The sequence below is a fragment of the Kitasatospora sp. NPDC093558 genome (assembly GCF_040683475.1).
In the GTDB taxonomy this organism is placed as follows: domain Bacteria; phylum Actinomycetota; class Actinomycetes; order Streptomycetales; family Streptomycetaceae; genus Kitasatospora.
Genome location: NZ_JBFBDY010001100.1, coordinates 1 through 1,560 on the forward strand (window position 1 = coordinate 1; position 1,560 = coordinate 1,560).

Annotated in this window: 2 protein-coding genes; both read right to left on the reverse strand. The window is 76.3% G+C overall.

Going from position 1 to position 1,560, the window contains the following annotated elements; translation table 11 throughout:
- Window positions 1–1,188, reverse strand: a 1,188-nt coding sequence (locus AB0O00_RS38845) for a hypothetical protein (protein ID WP_363659389.1), incomplete at its 3' end; no start/stop codon positions are given.
- The coding region (locus AB0O00_RS38850; protein ID WP_363659390.1) for an ABC transporter permease at window positions 1,185–1,560 on the reverse strand (376 nt) is incomplete at its 5' end. The genes AB0O00_RS38850 and AB0O00_RS38845, both read right to left, overlap by 4 nt.

The window sequence follows — 1,560 nt, forward strand, 5'->3', positions numbered from 1 at the left end:
CAGCAGCACCAGCGCGAGCGTGGTGGCGAGCACGGCGGCGGGCAGGACGGTCACCGCGCCCTCGCCGAGCAGGCGCAGCAGCACGCCGCCGCGGGAGCCGCCGCGGGCCTGGAGCAGGCGCAGTTCGGCGGTGCGCCGTTCGGTGACGAGGGCGGCGGCCAGGCAGAGCACCACGGTGGCGACGCCGGCCACGCCGACCGGGCCGATCGCGGAGATCGGCGCCGCGGCCTCGTACCGGGCGGTGGCGCGGTCGAGGACGTCGGCCAGGGAGGAGTTGACGCGCAGGTCGAGGCGGCCGGTCTCGGACGCGAGTTCGGTGGCGCCGTGTCCGGTGATGTAGCCGCTGACGGCGGTGCGCAGTTCGCCGAGCCGGTCGGCGCGCAGGACGCCGGTGTCGACGGGCAGCCGCCAGAAGTGGTGGGCCTCCTTGCGGTTGCTGCCCCACGCGAGGAGGGCGCCGAGGTCGGACCCGTCGACGACGCCCCCGGTCGTCCAGGCGCCGGTGGGCGCGCAGGCGCGGGTCAGGCAGTCCAGGTCGTCCCAGTAGGGGTCGTCGGCGTCGTTGGCGCGGTAGAGGCCGACGACCTTGCTCCGGACCGGCCCGGCGAACTCCGTGCCGTTGTCGAGGACGTCGCCGAGCTTGATCCCGATGGTGTCGGCGCCCGCCTTGCTGATCGCGATCGGCAGCGGCTGGCCGGGGGTGGCGCGCCCGGGCCAGACGCCGTCGGTGAGGGTCGCGTGGTCGGCGATGCCGTGCAGGTACATCAGGTCGAGCGTGGGATTGGCCTCCGTGAGGTGGGTCAGGCCCGGGTTCTTCATCTCGCGTCCGCGGACGGTCGTGCCGTAGACCGGCCCGGAGGGCGCGAGCGGCACGTCGCGCCCGATCCGGTCGGCCAGCCGGCGCAGCACGGGGTCGAGGCCGGCGGCGGTGTCGTCCGGCAGCAGGACGGAGGTGGCCTGGAGCCTGGTGTCCGACGTGCCGCGGTCGTGCAGGAACTGACGCAGGGCGCCGTCCGCGCCGCGGTCGACGGCCCGTGGGAAGGCCGCCGCCAGCAGGACGGTGACGAAGGCGAGCGCCGCCATGAGCAGCGTGGCCAGCGGCGCCGAGCGCAGCCGGGTCCGTACCCAGGGCGCGGGTCGCCGCTCGGCGTGGGGAGGGGTCGCGGTGGCGTCGGCCTGGGTGGTCACGATTCCTCCACGTGGCGCAGCCGGGCGGCCACGTCTCGACGGCGGCGTCCGGTGAGGAAGGCCGACAGCAGCGGCACGAGGGCGATGGCGGCGGCGAGCAGGAGGGCCTGGCCGGCCGGCAGCTCGATCACCGCCTCGGGCATCGGGCGGCGGGCGGCGGGGGTGAGCACCACCAGCGGCACGATCAGGTGGACGAGCAGGGTGCCGAGGCCGAGTCCGACGGCGCTGCCGAGGGCGACCAGGAGGGTCTGTTCGGCGGCGGCGGTGCGCGTAACGTGCTTGCGCGGGGTGCCGAGGGCGAGCAGCAGGGCGGAGTCGCGGGAGCGTTCGCGTGCGGAGGCGGCCACGGCGGCGGCGAAGCCGATCGCGGCG